Raw genomic sequence first — 16,871 nt, 5'->3', positions numbered from 1 at the left:
CCGGGCAACAAAACTACCTGAAACTCACGACCTCACCCGCTTGCGCGGTCGCCGCCTGCTCCAGCAGATCCCAGAACGTGACGCCGCTACGGTCGCAAACCCATTCACCGTCTTTCAGGTCGAAATGGTAGCCACCCTGTTTGGCTGCCAGCCATACCTGGTGAAGCGGCTCCTGACGGTTAATAATAATTTTGCTGCCGTTTTCGAAGCTCAGGGTCAGGATACCGCCGTTGATTTCACAATCGATATCGCTGTCGCCGTCCCAGTCGTCAAGACGTTCTTCGATGGTCATCCACAGGTTGTCGGCAAGGCGATGGAATTCACTGTCGTTCATAGTTTTGTTCCTGTTTTTCGTGATGGCGGCAGTATAACGCTAAATAATTCCCGTTGCAGGAAAGCGGCAAACTCTTGCTTTTGTGTCTTCTCCTGCGATGATAGAACCAGATTTGAACTTACGGGCAATTTTATAATGAAAAACGCTTTTCGAACGCTTGCCGTTCTCATCACGCTGTTTAGCCTGACTGGCTGTGGACTGAAAGGACCACTGTATTTCCCGCCAGCGGATAAAACCGCACCGCCGCCGACGAAACCTGTGCAAAGCGGCATTGAGTCTTCTACGCCAGATACTAACGATCGTGGCGACAACGGTGGCCCGACTCAGGTTAATCTCTGACGACAACGTTCTGTACCCGCGCAATGGAGCAAATGATGCAGTTCTCTAAAATGCATGGCCTTGGCAACGATTTTATGGTCGTCGACGCGGTAACGCAGAATGTGTTTTTCTCCCCGGAACTGATCCGTCGCCTGGCGGATCGGCATCTGGGCGTGGGGTTCGATCAGCTGCTGGTTGTTGAGCCGCCGTACGATCCCGACCTCGATTTTCACTACCGTATTTTTAACGCGGACGGCAGTGAGGTTAACCAGTGCGGTAATGGCGCGCGCTGTTTTGCTCGCTTTGTTCGCCTGAAGGGGCTAACCAACAAACGTGATATCCGCGTCAGCACCGCCAATGGTCGCATGGTGCTCAGCGTGACTGATGACGAGCTGGTTCGCGTTAACATGGGTGAACCTAACTTCGAGCCTTCGGCAGTACCGTTCCGCGCAAACAAAGCGGAAAAGACCTATATTATGCGTGCGGCCGAGCAGACAGTATTGTGCGGCGTCGTCTCGATGGGTAACCCACACTGCGTGATTCAGGTTGATGATGTGGAAACCGCCGCCGTCGAAACGCTCGGCCCGGTGCTGGAAAGCCACGAGCGTTTTCCGGAGCGCGCGAACATCGGTTTTATGCAGGTGGTGAAGCGTGAGCACATCCGTCTGCGGGTTTACGAGCGCGGCGCGGGCGAAACTCAGGCCTGCGGAAGCGGTGCCTGTGCTGCTGTGGCCGTTGGCATCTCGCAAGGGTTACTGGCAGAAGAAGTTCGCGTGGAGTTACCAGGTGGTCGGCTTGATATCGCCTGGAAAGGACCGGGTCATCCACTGTATATGACTGGCCCGGCGGCACATGTCTATGACGGGTTTATCCATCTATGAAACAACCAGGGGAAGAACTGCAGGAAACAGCGACGGAACTGGACGACAGAGCTGTTGTTGATTATCTGCTGCGCAATCCTGAGTTTTTTATTCGCAATGCACGCGTCGTCGAACAGATGCGCGTGCCGCATCCGGTTCGTGAGACCGTGTCGTTGGTCGAATGGCACATGGCACGCTCGCGCAACCACATCAATCAGCTCGAAGAGAACATGACGCTGCTGATGGAACAGGCCAGCACCAACGAAAGTCTGTTCTATCGTCTGCTGCATCTGCAGGCGCGTCTGGCGTCGGCGCACAGCCTTGAAGAGTTCCTGAGTCGCTTCCACCGCTGGGCGCGCGAGCTTGGGCTGGCGGGCGCAACGATTCGTCTTTTCCCTGACCGCTGGCGTATTGGCGCGCCGTCCGGTTTTACCCATCTGGCTCTCAGCCGTCAGGCGTTCGAGCCGCTGCGTATTCAGCGTCTGGGCCACGAACATCACTACCTGGGGCCGCTAAACGGACCTGAGCTGCTGGTGGTATTACCGGAAGCCAAAGCGATTGGCTCGGTGGCGATGTCGCTGATGGGGCGCGATGGCGATTTGGGCGTGATGTTATTTACCAGCCGCGATGCGCATCATTATGAGCAGGGGCAAGCTACGCACCTGCTACAGGAGATCGCTCTGATGCTGCCTGAGCTGCTGGAGCGCTGGATTGAGCGCGTATGACGGACGGACTACTCACCACTGACGTCACGCGCTTTCTGCGCTATCTGGGCGTGGAGCGTCAGCTTAGCCCGATTACGCTACTGAACTATCAGCGTCAGCTTGATGCCATCATGCAGATTGCCGAAGAGATCGGCCTGAAAAGCTGGCAACAATGTGACGCTGCAACCGTGCGAGCCTTTGTGGTGCGTAGTCGACGCAAGGGACTCGGCCCGGCGAGTCTGGCACTCAGGCTCTCTGCATTACGCAGTTTCTTCGACTGGCTGGTCAGCCAGGGTGGGTTAAAAGCCAACCCGGCAAAAGGAATTGCCACACCAAAAGCGCCGCGCCATTTACCTAAAAATATCGACGTTGACGATGTGAATCGCCTGCTGGATATTGATCTTAACGATCCGCTGGCCGTGCGTGACCGCGCAATGCTGGAGGTGATGTACGGCGCCGGTCTGCGTCTATCTGAGCTGGTCAATCTTGATTTAAAACATCTCGACCTGGACACCGGCGAAGTGTGGGTGATGGGTAAGGGCAGCAAAGAGCGCCGTCTGCCGATTGGCCGCAATGCGGTCTCCTGGATTGAGCACTGGCTGGATCTGCGCGGGCTGTTTGGCGCGGAAGAAGATGCGCTGTTTCTGTCGAAACTCGGTAAGCGGATCTCAGCGCGTAACGTGCAGAAGCGCTTTGCGGAGTGGGGCATTAAGCAGGGGTTGAACAGCCACGTTCACCCGCACAAGCTGCGTCACTCCTTTGCGACACACATGCTTGAGTCGAGCGGTGATCTGCGCGGCGTGCAGGAATTGCTCGGCCACGCGAATCTGTCGACCACTCAGATCTATACCCACTTAGACTTCCAACACCTTGCCTCGGTGTATGACGCGGCGCATCCACGCGCCAAACGGGGGAAATAATGCGTTTTTACCGCCCTCTCGGGCAGATCTCAGCTCTGACCTTTGACCTTGATGACACCCTTTATGACAACCGCGAGGTAATTCTGCGTACTGAGCAGGAGTCACTGGCGTTTGTGCAGAACTACCATCCGGCGTTGAAGACGATGCAGAACAAGGATTTCCAGAAGCTGCGTCAATCCCTGCGGGAGACCGAACCCGACATTTACCACGACGTGACCGAATGGCGTCGCCGTGCGGTAGAGCAAGCCATGCTCAACGTCGGCATGAGTGCGCGTGATGCCGCGATTGGCGCTGAAGCGTCGATGGAAAACTTTGCCAAATGGCGTAGCCGTATCGACGTGCCACAGGAAACCCACGACACGCTGGCTGCTCTGGCCGAAAAATGGCCGCTGGTGGCGATCACCAATGGTAATGCCCAGCCGGAGCTGTTTGGCCTTGGCGATTACTTCAAATTTGTGCTGCGTGCCGGCCCGCATGGGCGCTCCAAACCATTCAGCGATATGTATCATCTGGCGGCAGAAAAACTGAATCTGTCGCTGGGTGAAATTCTGCACGTAGGCGATGACCTGACCACTGACGTGGCCGGTGCAATCCGCTGCGGCATGCAGGCCTGCTGGATCAAGCCGGAAAACGCTGATCTGATGATCGCCTCCGATAGCCGTCTTCTGCCGCACGTGGAAATTTCGCGGTTGGCATCCCTCACGACGCTGATATAATCATCAATTGTTCTGTATAAATTAACAGGGTTTTGGCGAGTGGAAATATTCGCCTGCCCGACACGACGTGACGGTGCCAATGGACGTTTCTTACCTGCTCGACAGCCTTAATGACAAACAGCGTGAAGCCGTAGCGGCCTCGCGGACTAACCTGCTGGTGCTGGCTGGGGCGGGCAGTGGTAAGACGCGCGTGCTGGTTCACCGTATCGCCTGGTTACAGAGCGTGGAGAACTGTTCGCCATACTCCATCATGGCGGTAACCTTTACCAACAAGGCGGCGGCAGAGATGCGCCACCGTATCGCACAGCTGATGGGCACCAGCCAGGGCGGCATGTGGGTGGGGACTTTCCACGGCCTGGCGCACCGTCTGCTGCGCGCGCACCATATGGATGCCAACCTGCCGCAGGATTTCCAGATCCTCGACAGCGAAGATCAGCTCCGCTTGCTGAAGCGCCTGATTAAGGCGATGAACCTCGACGAGAAGCAGTGGCCGCCGCGTCAGGCGATGTGGTACATCAACGGTCAGAAAGACGAGGGGCTGCGCCCGCACCATATTCAGAGCTTTGGCAACCCGGTTGAGCAGACCTGGCAGAACGTCTACAAGGCTTATCAGGAAGCGTGCGATCGCGCCGGTCTGGTGGACTTCGCCGAGCTGCTGCTGCGCGCTCACGAACTATGGCTTAACAAACCGCACATCCTGCAGCACTACCGCGAACGCTTTACCAATATCCTGGTGGACGAATTCCAGGATACCAACAACATCCAGTATGCGTGGATCCGTCTGCTTGCGGGTGATACCGGAAAGGTGATGATCGTGGGCGATGACGACCAGTCCATCTATGGCTGGCGTGGGGCGCAAGTGGAGAACATCCAGCGCTTCCTCAACGATTTCCCCGGTGCACAGACCATCCGTCTGGAACAGAACTACCGCTCAACCAGCAACATCCTGAGCGCGGCCAACGCCCTGATTGAAAATAACAACGGGCGTCTGGGTAAAAAGTTGTGGACCGATGGCGTCGACGGCGAACCGATTTCAATTTACTGCGCATTTAACGAGCTCGACGAAGCTCGCTTCGTGGTGAATCGCATCAAAACCTGGCAGGACAACGGCGGCGCGCTGGAACAGTGCGCCATTCTCTACCGCAGCAACGCCCAGTCACGCGTGCTGGAAGAGGCGCTGCTACAGGTGGGCATGCCGTACCGTATTTACGGCGGTATGCGTTTCTTCGAACGCCAGGAAATCAAAGATGCGCTCTCGTATCTGCGCCTGATCGCTAACCGTAACGACGACGCGGCTTTTGAGCGTGTGGTGAATACACCAACCCGTGGTATCGGTGACCGTACGCTGGACGTCGTACGTCAGGCATCGCGCGACCGCCAGCTAACGCTGTGGCAGGCGTGCCGCGAGCTGCTGCAGGAAAAAGCGCTCGCCGGACGTGCTGCCAGCGCGCTGCAGCGTTTCCTCGAACTGATTGATGCTCTGGCGCAGGAAACCACCGACATGCCGCTGCACGTGCAGACCGACCGGGTGATTAAAGACTCCGGCCTGAGAACCATGTACGAGCAGGAAAAGGGCGAGAAGGGCCAGACCCGTATTGAGAACTTAGAGGAACTGGTCACGGCAACGCGCCAGTTCAGCTACAACGAAGAAGACGAAGACCTGATGCCGCTGCAGGCGTTTCTCTCTCACGCCGCGCTGGAAGCGGGCGAAGGGCAGGCGGATACCTGGCAGGATGCGGTTCAACTGATGACCCTGCACTCCGCCAAAGGTCTGGAATTCCCGCAGGTGTTTATCGTCGGTATGGAAGAGGGGATGTTCCCGAGCCAGATGTCGCTGGATGAAGGTGGCCGTCTGGAAGAGGAGCGTCGTCTGGCCTATGTGGGCGTCACCCGTGCGATGCAAAAGCTGACGCTGACCTACGCCGAAACCCGACGTCTGTACGGTAAAGAGGTGTATCATCGTCCATCGCGCTTTATTGGCGAGTTGCCGGAAGAGTGTGTGGAAGAGGTGCGTCTGCGTGCGAGCATCAGCCGTCCGGTCAGCCATCAGCGTATGGGCTCGCCGATTGCGGAAACCGACACCGGTTACAAGCTGGGCCAGCGCGTACGCCATTCGAAGTTTGGCGAAGGCACCATTGTGAATCTGGAAGGCAGCGGCGAGCATAGCCGCCTGCAGGTGGCGTTCCAGGGGCAGGGGATCAAATGGCTGGTGGCGGCCTATGCGAAGCTGGAAACAGTCTAACATTCAGAAAAATATAATTTTTTTGTAATAATCTGCTAGCCTTATACATTGAAGGTCAATTAATGCCCTTCAGCGTCCCGTTGCGTGTTGACGCCACAGTTATTGCTGGCGTAACATGCGCGCACGATTACGCTAAGAGGACATTCGCCTTGGACACACCCAGTAGATACTGGCTCAATTCCCTGTCATCCAGGAACAACTCCTAAGGCTATCTCCTCTTGCTGATGGCCTTAGTGGTTGTCAGCGACCTGCATTATTCCCGTCGCGCTGAGTCAGGCTGTTTAATGGTCTGAAACCCAATTTGTTTCTGTGTGCCCACCGAACTGTCCGATATTTTTTGCATTGGGAGTCCCGGTCATGTTGAGCGCATTTCAACTCGAAAATAACCGACTGACTCGGCTTGAAGCCGAAGAGTCACAGCCCCTCATTGATGCCGTATGGGTGGATCTGGTCGAGCCGGACGACGATGAACGCCTTCGCGTACAATCTGAGCTGGGACAAAGCCTGGCGACTCGCCCGGAACTGGAAGATATCGAAGCATCTGCGCGTTTTTTTGAAGATGAAGACGGTCTGCACATCCACTCCTTCTTCTTCTTTGAAGACGCCGAAGACCACGCGGGCAACTCCACCGTGGCATTTACCATCCGCGATGGTCGCTTGTTTACGCTGCGCGAACGCGAACTGCCTGCGTTTCGTCTCTATCGCATGCGCGCCCGTAGCCAGGCGATGGTGGACGGCAATGCCTATGAGCTGCTGCTTGACCTGTTCGAAACCAAAATTGAACAGCTGGCGGATGAGATTGAAAACATCTACAGCGATCTGGAAAAGCTGAGCCGCGTGATCATGGAGGGCCATCAGGGCGATGAGTACGACGAAGCACTCTCCACGCTGGCGGAGCTGGAAGATATCGGCTGGAAGGTGCGTTTGTGTCTGATGGATACCCAGCGTGCGCTGAACTTCCTGGTGCGTAAAGCGCGTCTGCCGGGTGGTCAGCTGGAGCAGGCGCGTGAGATTTTACGTGATATCGAATCCCTGCTGCCGCACAACGAATCCTTGTTCCAGAAGGTGAACTTCCTGATGCAGGCAGCGATGGGCTTTATCAACATCGAGCAGAACCGCATTATCAAGATCTTCTCGGTGGTTTCCGTGGTGTTCCTGCCACCGACGCTGGTGGCGTCGAGCTACGGGATGAACTTTGAGTTTATGCCAGAGCTGAAGTGGAGTTTTGGTTACCCTGGCGCGATTATCTTTATGATCCTCGCCGGGCTGGCGCCGTATCTGTACTTTAAGCGTCGTAACTGGCTGTAAAAATCTGGCGGGTAGCGCTACGCTTACCCGCCCTACAAAACACCTACATTCCTCTGCGGGTCCTGCGCTGGGTATAAATGGCATCGGCAACGAAAATCGCCAGCGCCACCCAGATAAAGGCGAACGTCACCATCTTATCCGCCCCCGGCACTTCGCCGTAAAACACCACTGCCAGCAGGAACATCAGCGTCGGGCCAATATACTGGAAGAAGCCCAGCGTGGAGAGACGCAGGCGCGTTGCCGCTCCGGTAAAGCACAGCAATGGAATGGTGGTCACCACGCCTGCTGCCATCAGCATCAGGTTCAGCGACCATGGGTTGCTGCCCATGTGGCTGGTGGCGCTGTCAGCGATACCAAACAGGTAAATTGCCGCGACCGGCAGCAGCCACAGGGTTTCAAACAGCATCCCGGTTTGTGCTTCCACCGCGATTTTCTTACGCACCAGACCGTAGAACGCAAAGCTGAACGCCAGCCCCAGCGCGATGATCGGCAGTGAACCGAAGGTCCATAGCTGCACCAGTACACCGCAGAATGCAAGGATCACCGCCAGCCACTGCATACGTCGGAAGCGTTCACCGAGGAAAATCATCCCCAGCACAATGTTCACCAGTGGGTTAATAAAGTAACCGAGGCTCGCTTCAAGCATATGGTGGTTATTCACGGCCCAGATAAACAGCAGCCAGTTACCGCCAATCAGCACCGCAGAGAGCGCCAGCAGGAAAATTTTCTTCGGTGTTTGCAGCAGCGTTTTGACACCCGACCACTGACGGCTGAGGCTCATCAGCGCGATCATAAAGAAGAACGACCAGATGACGCGGTGAGTGAGGATCTCATCAGCCGGAACGTAGGCAATAAGCTTGAAATACGCCGGGGCGATACCCCAAATAAAATAAGCGGCAAGAGCGAGTAAAACGCCCTGCCGCGTCTGTTTAGCATCCATCGGGAAAATCCGTTACAAAAAAGTGAATTAATTTTACCCGATTTTATCGTCTCAACCCACCATATAAGTGGCGGTTGCGCTGGCAATGTAAACCTGTTCTTCGTTGTGTAATTCAACGCGCGCCACGGCAACTTTATTCCCCGCGCGCAGCAGGCTGCTGGTGCAGGTAAAACGATTTCCGCGCCCAGGACGAAGATAGTCGACACGTAAATCAATAGTGCCCATGCGCGACAGGCGCTGGCGCAGTTCATCTTCATTGATGGTGTCATGACGCGTCAGCGTACTGCCCACGCAGACCAGGCCTGCCGCCACGTCGAGCGCGGAGGCAATCACCCCGCCGTGCAAAATACTTTGTGCCCAGTTGCCCACCATCATCGGCTGGTTGTTGAAGCTCAGCTGGGCAAAGTCTTTCTCGTAACGCTCCAGCTCCAGCCCCAGCGCACGGTTAAACGGCATATGGTAGACAAAAATCTCGCCCACGAGTTTTAAAACTTCTTCGGCGGTAAGCATGGCTGACATGAGACATCACATCCTTATTGTTAACGAAATGTTGATTTTATGCCGTGGCAATAAGGAATTCCACTTTCAGAAACGAGGATGCAGCAGTTGTCGCAGAAGTCTGTAGAATGTCCGCCACATAACTATTCAAGTCATCTTAATTTTTTGCAGGAGAATACCACCGATGCGGACGTATCTGGCCTGGTTACTGGCCGCGGTTGCGCTGCCCTTCACAGCAATTGCGCAGGAAGCGACGATAAAAGAGGTGCATGACCAACCTGCCGTTCACGGCAGCATTATCGCGAACCTGCTTCAGGAGCATGACAATCCGTTCACGCTCTATCCTTATGACACCAACTACGTGATTTACACTCAGACCAGCGATCTCAATAAAGAGGCGATAAGCTCCTATAACTGGGCTGATAATGCGCGTAAAGATGAAGTGAAGTATCAGCTCAGCCTCGCATTCCCGTTCTGGCGCGGCATTCTGGGGCCAAACTCGGTATTCGGCGCGTCTTATACGCAGAAATCCTGGTGGCAGTTATCTAACAGCGGGGAGTCATCGCCGTTCCGTGAAACTAACTATGAGCCGCAGCTGTTCCTTGGTTTTGCAACGGATTACGAGTTCGCCGGCTGGACGTTGCGTGACGTCGAGGTAGGTTTCAACCACGATTCAAACGGTCGTTCTGACCCAACGTCACGTAGCTGGAACCGTGCCTATACACGCCTGATGGCGCAGAATGGCAATTTGATGGTGGAAGTGAAGCCGTGGTACGTGGTGGGGAGCACCGATGACAACCCGGATATCACCAAATATATGGGCTACTATCAGCTCAAGATTGGTTATCAACTGGGTGATGCGGTGCTGAGCGCCAAAGGCCAGTACAACTGGAATACCGGCTACGGCGGCGCAGAGCTGGGCTTAAGCTACCCGATGACCAAACATGTGCGTATTTATACCCAGGTCTACAGCGGTTACGGCGAGTCGCTCATCGACTATAACTTCAACCAGACCCGCGTGGGTGTGGGCGTGATGCTGAACGATATTTTCTAGACTGCTCGAATGTTTTTGCGTTAAACGTTGAAGTTTCTCTCTCAGGCGCTGAAAATAGCGCCTGTTTCATTTCTGGCATATGGGGTTAATGTGGCGCAGGCGGAAGTATTGAATCAGGAGTCGCTGGCTAAACAGGTTTTGCATGAAACCTTTGGCTACCAGCAGTTCCGCCCTGGCCAGGAAACCATCATTGAAACCGTGCTGGAAGGTCGTGATTGCCTGGTGGTGATGCCGACCGGTGGCGGTAAATCACTCTGTTATCAGGTGCCCGCGCTGGTGCTTAACGGCCTGACGGTCGTGGTATCGCCACTTATTTCTCTGATGAAAGACCAGGTTGACCAGCTGCTTGCCAACGGCGTGGCGGCGGCCTGTCTTAACTCCACGCAGACCCGCGAGCAGCAGCAAGAGGTGATGGCCGGGTGCCGCACCGGGCAGATCCTCCTGCTGTATATCGCGCCGGAACGCCTGATGCTGGATAACTTCCTCGACCATCTAGCGCACTGGAATCCGGTGCTGCTGGCGGTAGATGAAGCACACTGTATTTCCCAGTGGGGACACGATTTCCGCCCGGAATACGCGGCCCTCGGCCAGCTCCGTCAGCGCTTCCCCGAGCTTCCGTTTATGGCGCTTACCGCCACGGCGGACGACACCACGCGGCTGGATATTGTCCGTCTGCTGGGGCTGAACGACCCGTTGATTCAGGTCAGCAGTTTCGATCGCCCGAATATCCGCTACATGCTGATGGAAAAATTCAAGCCGCTGGATCAGCTCTTGCGCTATGTGCAGGAGCAGCGCGGCAAGTCAGGCATTATTTACTGCAACAGCCGCGCAAAAGTGGAAGACACGGCTGCGCGTCTGCAAAACCGTGGCTTTAGCGCTGCGGCTTATCATGCCGGGTTAGAAAACCACATTCGCGCCGACGTGCAGGAGAAATTCCAGCGTGACGACCTGCAAATTGTGGTCGCGACGGTGGCATTTGGGATGGGGATTAATAAACCCAACGTGCGCTTTGTTGTGCACTTCGACATCCCGCGAAATATTGAATCCTACTATCAGGAAACCGGCCGCGCCGGGCGTGACGGCCTGCCTGCGGAAGCAATGCTGTTTTACGATCCGGCCGATATGGCATGGCTGCGCCGCTGTCTGGAAGAGAAACCGCAGGGACAGCTGCAGGATATCGAGCGCCATAAGCTCAACGCGATGGGGGCCTTTGCCGAAGCGCAAACCTGCCGCCGTCTGGTGTTGCTCAACTATTTTGGTGAAGGGCGTCAGGAGTCGTGCGGTAACTGCGATATCTGTCTTGATCCTCCTAAACAGTACGATGGTCTGATGGATGCGCGTAAGGCGCTCTCGACCATTTACCGTGTAAATCAACGCTTCGGCATGGGCTACGTGGTTGAAGTGCTGCGCGGCGCCAATAACCAGCGTATCCGCGACATGGGCCACGACAAGTTGCCAGTGTACGGTATTGGCAAAGACCAGAGCCACGAGCACTGGGTCAGTATTATTCGTCAGCTAATTCACCTTGGCTTTGCCACACAGAATATCGCCCAGCACTCCGCACTGCAGCTTACCGAAGCCGCGCGTCCGGTGCTGCGCGGTGATATCGAACTCAAGCTTGCCGTACCACGCGTCATCGCCCTCAAACCGCGCGTGATGCAGAAATCCTACGGTGGCAATTACGACCGTAAGCTGTTCGCCAAACTGCGCAAGCTGCGAAAAGCCATTGCCGATGAAGAGAATATCCCGCCTTATGTCGTCTTCAACGACGCGACGCTGATTGAGATGGCCGAACAGATGCCGCTGAGCGCCAGCGAAATGCTCAGCGTCAACGGTGTTGGCACACGTAAGCTCGAACGTTTTGGCAAAGAGTTTATGGCGCTCATCCGTTCTCACGCCGACGGTGATGATGAGGAGTAGTCAGCCGGGCGAAAAAGTGCCAGGATGGTGACTCACTAAATTATTTCCCCGCGAGCGAATTATGTTAATGCTATTTCTCACCGTGGCGTTAGTGCACATCGTTGCGCTGATGAGCCCGGGCCCTGACTTTTTCTTTGTATCACAAACGGCCGTCAGCCGCTCCCGCAAAGAGGCGATGATGGGGGTACTGGGTATCACCATGGGCGTGATGGTCTGGGCGGCGGTGGCACTGCTCGGTCTGAACCTGATCCTGGCAAAGATGGCCTGGCTGCATAACATCATTATGGTTGGCGGCGGGCTGTACCTGTGCTGGATGGGCTACCAGATGCTGCGCGGGGCGCTGAAGAAAGAAGAGAAAAAACCAGAAGAGCCAAAGGTTGAGCTGGCAACGGGCGGCCGCAGCTTTGTGAAGGGGCTGCTGACCAATCTGGCAAACCCAAAAGCGATTATCTATTTCGGCTCCGTGTTCTCGCTGTTTGTGGGTGATAGCGTTGGTGCGGGCGCACGCTGGGGTATTTTCCTGCTGATCGTCGTTGAGACGTTTGCGTGGTTCACCATTGTTGCAAGCCTGTTTGCCTTACCGGCGATGCGCCGTGGCTATCAGCGCATCGCGAAGTGGATCGACTGCGTTGCCGGCGCGCTGTTCGCCGGCTTTGGTATTCATCTCATCATTTCTCGCTAAGCGTGACGCGCTGATGCAAGCAGCGCGCCCACCAGCATAAACAGCGAACCAAACACTTTATTCAGGGCCTTCATCTGTTTAGGCCCTTTAATCCACGCCGCAATTCGCTGTGCCAGCGTCGCATAACCAATCATCACGATGATATCGACGATAATGGTGGTCGCGCCCAGCACCACATACTGCATCACCTGTGGTTGATGTGGAGCGATAAACTGCGGGAACAGGGCAGCCAGGAAAACAATGCTTTTCGGGTTGGTCAGGTTTACAAATACTGCACGTTTGAACAGACGACCACGGGTTTGCGACTGGGCAAGCGTGTTGAGATTAATCGAACCTGCCGCGCGCCACTGCTGAATACCCAGCCAAATCAGGTACGCTGCACCGGCCCATTTCAGTACTTCGAACGCCAGCACAGAGCGGGAGAACAGCGTCCCCAGACCAATCCCGACCAGCACAATATGAATGCCCAGCCCGGTCTGCAAACCGGCAATCGACGCCGCCGCACCGCGATAGCCGTGGTTGATGGAGGTGGTCATTGTGTTAATAGCACCTGAGCCCGGTGAAAGGCTGAGGATAATGGATGTCAGCAGGTAGGCGAACCACCACTCGAAGGTCATTTGAAGCTCCCGAACCGTCTATTTTTATGCCACAATACGCTATTGTTGAGTCATTTTGTGACCTGTTACGAAAAAACGATATTCCTTGGCTTACGTGAGTGGAAACCCGATGTTTCAGCAGAAAAAGGACTGGGAAACACGAGAAAACGCATTTGCTGCTTTCTCTATGGGGCCGCTGACCGATTTCTGGCGGCAGCGTGAGGAAGATGAGTTTACGGGCGTCGGTGATATTCCGGTACGCTTCGTGCGTTTCCGCAATGTGAAGAACGATCGGGTGATCGTCGTCTGCCCTGGGCGCATCGAGAGCTACATCAAATACGCCGAACTGGCTTATGATCTTGTCCATCTTGGCTTTGATGTGTTGATTATCGACCATCGTGGGCAGGGGCTTTCTGGTCGTCTGTTATCGGACACGCACCGCGGTCATGTGGATAATTTCAGCGATTATGTCGACGATCTTGCCGCGTTCTGGCAGCAGGAAGTTGAACCTGGTCCATGGCGTAAGCGCTATATTCTGGCGCACTCTATGGGTGGGGCAATCTCTACGCTATTTTTACAGCGCTATGAGCACCAGTGCGATGCCATTGCGCTTACCGCGCCAATGTATGGCATCGTCATGCGTTTTCCTGACTGGATGGTGCGCCATATTCTCGATTGGGCTGAGGGCCATCAGCGCATTCGTGAAGGCTATGCCATCGGGACGGGGCGCTGGCGTGCATTGCCGTTTGCAATGAACGTGTTAACCCACAGCCGACAGCGTTATCGTCGTAACCTGCGTTTTTATGCCGATGAACCACGCCTGCGCGTTGGCGGTCCGACCTATCATTGGGTGCGGGAAGGTATTCTTGCCGGGGAACAGGTGCTTGCTGGCGCGGGTGATGATGACACGCCAACACTTCTGATTCAGGCTGAAGAAGAGCGTGTGGTGGATAACCGCATGCACGATCGTTTTTGTGAACTCCGCGCTGCCGCCGGTCACCCCTGTGAAGGGGGAAAACCGCTGGTCATCAACGGCGCGTACCATGAGATCCTTTTTGAAAAGGACGCTATGCGCTCAGTCGCGCTCAACGCCATTGTTGAATTTTTCAACAGGCATAACTGATTTTTTTATTGAGGTTAAATTTCCCTATGTACCAGGTTGTTGCATCTGATTTAGATGGCACGCTGCTTTCCCCCGACCACACCCTGTCGCCTTACGCGAAAGAGACCTTAAAGCTTCTGACTGCCCGTGGCGTGAACTTTGTGTTTGCCACCGGCCGCCACCACGTAGACGTGGGGCAGATCCGCGATAATCTGGAAATCAAATCGTACATGATCACCTCTAACGGTGCGCGCGTACACGATACGGACGGCAACCTGATTTTCGCGCATAACCTTGATCGCGATATCGCCGCCGATCTGTTCGGCGTGGTGCACAACAACCCGGATATCGTGACTAACGTCTATCGTGATGATGAGTGGTTTATGAACCGCCACCGCCCTGACGAAATGCGTTTCTTCAAGGAAGCGGTATTCAACTACACCCTGTACGAGCCAGCCCTGCTTGAACCTGAAGGTATCAGCAAGGTGTTCTTCACCTGCGAAAGCCACGAAGAATTGCTGCCGCTGGAGCAGGCGATCAACGCTCGCTGGGGCGACCGTGTTAACGTGAGTTTCTCAACGCTGACCTGTCTGGAAGTGATGGCCGGGGGCGTATCCAAAGGCCATGCGCTGGAAGCGGTTGCGAAGCGTCTGGGCTTCGAGCTGAAAGACTGTATCGCCTTTGGTGACGGTATGAACGATGCCGAAATGCTTTCGATGGCAGGCAAGGGCTGCATTATGGAGAACGCGCACCAGCGTCTGAAAGACCTGCACCCGGAGCTGGAAGTGATCGGCACCAACGGCGACAACGCGGTACCAAAATATCTGCGCAAGCTGTTCCTTGAATAATCTTCATTTGGTTATTTATTGCTCAGTTGTCAACTAAAGAGTTCGCTACAATGCCTGTCCTTCTTTCTGAGAGACAAGCATTGTGGCGCTACTCATTATCACCACTATCCTGTGGGCCTTCTCCTTTAGCCTGATTGGCGAATATCTTGCTGGTTCGGTCGACAGTTATTTCTCGGTGCTGATGCGTGTTGGGCTGGCGGCGCTGGTATTCCTGCCGTTTCTGCGTACGCGCGGGCAATCGCTGAAAACCATTGTGCTGTATATGCTGGTGGGGGCGATGCAGCTCGGCATCATGTATCTGTTCAGCTTTCGGGCCTACGTCTACCTGTCTGTTTCGGAGTTTCTGCTTTTTACCGTACTCACGCCGCTCTACATCACGCTGATTTACGATCTGCTCAGCAAGCGCCGTTTACGCTGGGGATACCTGCTGAGCGCGGCGCTGGCAGTTATTGGGGCGGCGATTATTCGCTATGACAAAGTCAGCGACCACTTCTGGACCGGGCTGATGTTCGTCCAGCTCGCCAACATCAGTTTCGCCATCGGTATGGTGGGCTACAAACGTCTGATGGAAACCCGTCCGATGCCGCAGCATAACGCGTTCGCCTGGTTCTATATGGGGGCCGCGATTGTCGCGGTAGCGGCGTGGTTCATGCTCGGTAACCCGCAAAAACTGCCGACCACTACGGTGCAATGGAGCGTTCTGGTCTGGCTGGGCGTGGTGGCCTCAGGGCTGGGATACTTCATGTGGAACTACGGCGCGACCCAGGTCGACGCCGGTACGCTGGGGATCATGAACAACGTGCATGTGCCCGCGGGTCTGCTGGTTAACCTTGCAATCTGGCAGCAGCAACCCCACTGGCCGAGTTTCCTTATTGGGGGAACGGTGATCCTGGCTTCACTGTGGGTCCATCGCCGCTGGGTCGCTCCGCGCTCCGCACAAACGGAAGATGGTCGCACGCGTGGTTCCGCGTTGAGCGAATAAACGCCTCCGTAATCGGCTGGCGCTGCTCGCCATCGCGCACGGCGGCGTACAGCCGGCTCCACAGTCCTTCGCCCAGGGTTTTGGTCACCACCAGGCCCTGGCGTTCAAAACTCTCTACCACCCAGTGCGGCAGTGCCGCGATACCCATTCTGGCCGCCACCATCTGAATCAACAACAGGGTGTTATCCACGCTTTTCAACTGCGGGCTAATGCCTGCCGGTTGCAGGAAGTGACGCCAGATATCCAGACGACTGCGCTGAACCGGGTAAATCAGCAGCGTTTCCGTCGCCAGGTCTTCCGGTGTGATGCGCGTTTTAGCCGCCAGCGGATGATCCGGTGCCAGCACCAGACGCACTTCATAATCAAACATTGGGGAGTAGTGCAGGCCGCTGCGCGGCAGAATATCAGAGGTCATGACCAGATCCAGCTCGCCCTGCTGGAGCGAGGGCTGCGGGTCAAACGTCACCCCGGATGTAAAGTCCATCTCCACCTGCGGCCACTTCTGGCGGAAATTCTCAAGTGCGGGGGTCAGCCACTGAATGCAGCTATGACATTCAATGGCGATACGCAGTTTGGTCTGTTGCGGCTCGTTACAGGACTGCAGGGCGCTGGCAATTTGCGGCAGCACCTGATTTGCCAGCTGCAGCAAAATCTCACCCTGAGGCGTAAAGCGTAGCGGCTGGCTCTTGCGCACAAAAAGACGAAAGCCGAGGCGTTGTTCCAGATCGCTGAACTGGTGAGAAAGGGCGGACTGGGTCTGGTGCAGCGAGGCTGCCGCCGCCGCAAGAGAACCGCAGTTCCGCAACGCTTGTAGCGTTTTCAGGTGTTTTATCTCGATCATGAAAGT

Annotated in this window: 19 protein-coding genes; 14 read left to right on the top strand and 5 right to left on the bottom strand. The window is 55.5% G+C overall.

Features of this window, described 5'->3' with window-relative positions; translation table 11 throughout:
- Positions 1–13: 13 nt before the first annotated feature.
- A complete protein-coding gene (gene cyaY / locus LCD46_21790) occupies positions 14–334 on the bottom strand; it encodes an iron donor protein CyaY (GenBank protein UOY70613.1) in 321 nt (106 codons plus the stop codon).
- A 135-nt stretch (positions 335–469) separates the two neighbouring features.
- Here cyaY and LCD46_21785 point away from each other — a divergent pair, with 135 nt between their 5' ends.
- From LCD46_21785 to corA, 8 genes are all read left to right on the top strand, one after another.
- On the top strand, positions 470–673 hold the full coding sequence (locus LCD46_21785; protein ID UOY70612.1) for a lipoprotein: 204 nt from the start codon (positions 470–472) through the stop codon (positions 671–673).
- Between the two features lie 35 nt (positions 674–708).
- The gene (gene dapF / locus LCD46_21780) at positions 709–1,533 is read left to right on the top strand and encodes a diaminopimelate epimerase (GenBank protein ID UOY73030.1); all 825 of its coding nucleotides are present in this window, start codon (positions 709–711) and stop codon (positions 1,531–1,533) included.
- Complete coding sequence (locus LCD46_21775) at positions 1,530–2,237, top strand: DUF484 domain-containing protein (protein ID UOY70611.1); 708 nt, start codon at positions 1,530–1,532, stop codon at positions 2,235–2,237. The genes dapF and LCD46_21775 overlap by 4 nt, the downstream gene beginning before the upstream one ends.
- Positions 2,234–3,136, top strand: coding sequence for a tyrosine recombinase XerC (gene xerC, locus LCD46_21770; GenBank protein ID UOY70610.1), 903 nt, complete (start codon positions 2,234–2,236; stop codon positions 3,134–3,136). The genes LCD46_21775 and xerC overlap by 4 nt, the downstream gene beginning before the upstream one ends.
- Positions 3,136–3,852: a 5-amino-6-(5-phospho-D-ribitylamino)uracil phosphatase YigB gene (gene yigB / locus LCD46_21765; protein UOY70609.1), complete on the top strand. Its 717-nt coding sequence runs from the start codon at positions 3,136–3,138 to the stop codon at positions 3,850–3,852. The genes xerC and yigB overlap by 1 nt, the downstream gene beginning before the upstream one ends.
- 79 nt (positions 3,853–3,931) lie before the next feature.
- Entirely contained in the window at positions 3,932–6,094 is a 2,163-nt protein-coding gene (gene uvrD / locus LCD46_21760; GenBank protein UOY70608.1) for a DNA helicase II, read from the top strand.
- 149 nt (positions 6,095–6,243) lie between these two features.
- Positions 6,244–6,300 carry a hypothetical protein gene (locus tag LCD46_21755; GenBank protein ID UOY73029.1) on the top strand — a complete coding sequence of 19 codons (57 nt, stop codon included), beginning with the start codon at positions 6,244–6,246 and terminating at the stop codon, positions 6,298–6,300.
- Positions 6,301–6,451: 151 nt separating this feature from the next.
- Positions 6,452–7,402 carry a magnesium/cobalt transporter CorA gene (corA, locus tag LCD46_21750; GenBank protein UOY70607.1) on the top strand — a complete coding sequence of 317 codons (951 nt, stop codon included), beginning with the start codon at positions 6,452–6,454 and terminating at the stop codon, positions 7,400–7,402.
- A gap of 43 nt (positions 7,403–7,445) precedes the next feature.
- Here corA and rarD read toward each other — a convergent pair whose 3' ends face one another.
- Positions 7,446–8,342, bottom strand: coding sequence for an EamA family transporter RarD (gene rarD, locus LCD46_21745; GenBank protein ID UOY70606.1), 897 nt, complete (start codon positions 8,340–8,342; stop codon positions 7,446–7,448).
- 51 nt (positions 8,343–8,393) lie between these two features.
- Positions 8,394–8,861, bottom strand: coding sequence for a thioesterase family protein (locus tag LCD46_21740; protein ID UOY70605.1), 468 nt, complete (start codon positions 8,859–8,861; stop codon positions 8,394–8,396).
- Positions 8,862–9,024: 163 nt separating this feature from the next.
- On the opposite strand from LCD46_21740, the gene pldA reads away from it, so the two are divergent.
- The 3 genes from pldA to rhtC all read left to right on the top strand — a co-directional run bounded on the left by pldA (position 9,025) and on the right by rhtC (position 12,496).
- A complete protein-coding gene (gene pldA / locus LCD46_21735) occupies positions 9,025–9,894 on the top strand; it encodes a phospholipase A (GenBank protein ID UOY70604.1) in 870 nt (289 codons plus the stop codon).
- A gap of 90 nt (positions 9,895–9,984) precedes the next feature.
- Positions 9,985–11,814: an ATP-dependent DNA helicase RecQ gene (recQ, locus tag LCD46_21730; protein UOY70603.1), complete on the top strand. Its 1,830-nt coding sequence runs from the start codon at positions 9,985–9,987 to the stop codon at positions 11,812–11,814.
- A 61-nt stretch (positions 11,815–11,875) separates the two neighbouring features.
- A complete protein-coding gene (rhtC, locus tag LCD46_21725; protein ID UOY70602.1) occupies positions 11,876–12,496 on the top strand; it encodes a threonine export protein RhtC in 621 nt (206 codons plus the stop codon).
- Here rhtC and rhtB read toward each other — a convergent pair.
- Entirely contained in the window at positions 12,493–13,113 is a 621-nt protein-coding gene (gene rhtB, locus LCD46_21720; GenBank protein UOY70601.1) for a homoserine/homoserine lactone efflux protein, read from the bottom strand. The two genes, rhtC and rhtB, sit on opposite strands and share 4 nt — an antisense overlap.
- Before the next feature lie 109 nt (positions 13,114–13,222).
- Here rhtB and pldB point away from each other — a divergent pair, with 109 nt between their 5' ends.
- The 3 genes from pldB to LCD46_21705 all read left to right on the top strand — a co-directional run bounded on the left by pldB (position 13,223) and on the right by LCD46_21705 (position 16,024).
- Positions 13,223–14,215, top strand: a complete 993-nt coding sequence (gene pldB / locus LCD46_21715) for a lysophospholipase L2 (protein UOY70600.1) — start codon at positions 13,223–13,225, stop codon at positions 14,213–14,215.
- Positions 14,216–14,241: 26 nt separating this feature from the next.
- On the top strand, positions 14,242–15,042 hold the full coding sequence (gene yigL / locus LCD46_21710) for a sugar/pyridoxal phosphate phosphatase YigL (protein ID UOY70599.1): 801 nt from the start codon (positions 14,242–14,244) through the stop codon (positions 15,040–15,042).
- Positions 15,043–15,124: 82 nt separating this feature from the next.
- On the top strand, positions 15,125–16,024 hold the full coding sequence (locus tag LCD46_21705; GenBank protein UOY70598.1) for a carboxylate/amino acid/amine transporter: 900 nt from the start codon (positions 15,125–15,127) through the stop codon (positions 16,022–16,024).
- On the opposite strand, the gene metR is transcribed toward LCD46_21705, so the two are convergent.
- Positions 15,912–16,865: an HTH-type transcriptional regulator MetR gene (gene metR, locus LCD46_21700; GenBank protein ID UOY70597.1), complete on the bottom strand. Its 954-nt coding sequence runs from the start codon at positions 16,863–16,865 to the stop codon at positions 15,912–15,914. The genes LCD46_21705 and metR overlap by 113 nt on opposite strands.
- Positions 16,866–16,871 lie beyond the last annotated feature (6 nt).

The sequence above is a fragment of the Enterobacter ludwigii genome, assembly GCA_023023105.1.
In the GTDB taxonomy this organism is placed as follows: domain Bacteria; phylum Pseudomonadota; class Gammaproteobacteria; order Enterobacterales; family Enterobacteriaceae; genus Enterobacter; species Enterobacter adelaidei.
Note: the sequence above shows the minus strand (reverse complement) of the source record. Positions and strands in the feature narration are given on the sequence as shown.